The organism is Arthrobacter sp. JCM 19049, assembly GCF_001310435.1.
The window spans coordinates 1-2,367 of the sequence record NZ_BAXF01000345.1; the positions used below are offsets into that span (position 1 = coordinate 1).

Annotated in this window: 2 protein-coding genes; both read right to left on the reverse strand. The window is 49.0% G+C overall.

The genetic code is table 11. From position 1 onward, the window contains the following. Positions 1-165 precede the first annotated feature (165 nt). Positions 166-705: a hypothetical protein gene (locus JCM19049_RS11945; RefSeq protein ID WP_279403089.1), complete on the reverse strand. Its 540-nt coding sequence runs from the start codon at positions 703-705 to the stop codon at positions 166-168. 13 nt (positions 706-718) lie between these two features. Continuing rightward, positions 719-1,897: a hypothetical protein gene (locus tag JCM19049_RS20615; RefSeq protein WP_279403090.1), complete on the reverse strand. Its 1,179-nt coding sequence runs from the start codon at positions 1,895-1,897 to the stop codon at positions 719-721. Positions 1,898-2,367: the final 470 nt, after the last annotated feature.

Below are 2,367 nucleotides of genomic sequence, written 5' to 3' on the forward strand. Positions count from 1 at the left end.
GTGGTGCACTGAAAAGGTGATCCTTCGAACTGGGTAGATGAAGCTTAGACACCTCTATTTTCCCAGTTCAGATCACCTTTTCCTCGTTAATGACAGCTCATGACCCCGTAAGTGATGAAACCACCGGGCTAGGTAGCGACCCAGCTTGAGAGAGCCGAGGATTCCTTAGCGTGAATGCTTCCGTTCAAGGAACTGATGACGCAACGAGTTTACGGACTGGAGGGCTTGGCTTTCGTCGGTTCCAATGTTTTCTTCGACCCACGTGTAGTAGCGGTACGCTTCATCCAGGATTCCCGGAATAAAGTCGTCGGGATCAACAATGTTTGTTTGGCGATTAACAGTGAAAAGTGTCGACCGTCCCTTCACTTCCAGTCGAAGTGGCACTGGCTGGCCAGGAAACAGCCTTTCAGCTGAACCCTTCTCCATGAACTCCTCTACAAGCTCAAGGAGCTCAAACCAGATTCCTGTAACCTCATCCCACAGGTCACCCGAAATCAAATCGATCCCGTAGTAAGACAGAGAAAGAAAACCTTCACTGCCGTAGGGATTCTCTTTGAGTCGATTCCGCCATATCTCGGCGGCCCGTTCGGGTTCCTGAAACATACTTACCAAGTAGTTTTCGGGATTAGCGACGAAATCGTCGAGATCCGTGACCGTCTGCGGAACCAGAATGTATGGTTCGCTATATACGGCTTGTTCTTTCATCTTACCTTGATTCTTATCGCGGGTAGAATTGGACAACTCGACCTCTGTCAATGACCATCTTGTACTTCACGTTGTTATAGGTTCCTTCGAGCTGTATTCGCTTGTTGGTTCCACCACTTTTCAGTTTACTTTGGTTCTGCTTCATGGCGCCATGAACCAGATTTCGTACATCATTGACTGACATCTTCGGATTGAAAAATGTTTGGCTACTCTTAGAAGAACCATCCCAATATTTAGGATGATGCCGCTGAAGAATATGCTTCATTCCGCTCTTATCAAGTTTGAACGTATGTGAACCTGTTCTGTAAGAAAGGGTCTTGAAGGAAGACAACGCATTGACAACTCGTGAAGCGGGAGCTTTGGCGTACTTGACGGTCTTGGAGCCTACCTTGATTACGATGCTGGTAACCCTGATAGCGACAATAATTGCTGGGATCCAAAACGGATCAGCTACGACGGGGTAATCATGGTCTTCCCCAATGTCTACTTTTTGGACCAAGTCACCATCGTGAAGCTCATACCAGGTTTTGACTGTTTCGCCACTTGCATCAACTGCCCATGCAGGTTCGAATCGACTTGTCAGGACGGTTTCGTTTTCATCGGGGAAAGATTGAAAGACGTCTACTCCGCCATCTTCGGCAATCTCAGCGAATGACCCTTCCGGTAGCCCCAATTCATACCGGAACTCATGAGGCGCATCGGCGTCGTGAATAATTGTCTGTGCACGTATAGCTCCGTCGTCATGAGTCTGCAGTGCGAGATCTATTTCATCATCGCTGAATACAGCAGTGCCATCTTCGAGCATCTGCGCATCATTTGGCGCACTCTTGATGGGCAGTCCGAAACTAAACTCCTGTTCCGCATTCTCTGCACCAACTACAAGCGATTTACCTTCTTCAGTTGCTTGGACGAATACCGCGCCTTCGTCGGTCCCGAACTCCAGGACTTCAGAGTTCAGCGTCGGTTCAACTAAATTGCCTTCAGTTTCTCCCACTGCCACTAAAGCATCTGACAGGAGCTCCTGCGTCGTTACTTGGCTCGGCTCGGAGGGATCCGCGAGGCTGGCTGATGTTGCAGTTACAGAGACTGCGCAGGCGATGGCTATCGCCGATAGGAGCCGAGAACGAGTCCGGCGGAACAAAGTGCTATTCATTTTCTTCTTTCCTATGCACCAGGTGAATACCGGATGCATGGTTGTGGCACGCCTAGGAATATCCAGCGACTTTGCATTCTAGTCAGATGCAAATGCATCCAGGGCATCACTCGGGACACGGGATTGTCCGAAAGTCCCTGCTCAGCCCAACATGAGTCGCTATAAGAAATAGTAATGGTTTTAAACTCGATACAGTGGGTTTTTGTGAGAAGGAGAGAGCTTTCGCGTAAAGGGGGCACTTGTCTACCGGGAATTAGGGCCGTTCGCTGGAAAGGTAGTCTCGGCAGATCTGACAGTTGAGTGAAAATTCCGCTGCGCATCGGTATTGACGAGGAGTCGTTTTGATACTACTTACAGAGCCGATAACCTCCGTTATGTAAAGTAAAGCATTTCATTTGCCTTCCTCGCCTATCCTTAGATTTCTGATTCCCAGTTTTGCTGCGCGTTCGCAAATTTGACGGTCAAGTCCCGGGTAGTGGTGTAACGCCTGATCCTTCGCAACGATCAAG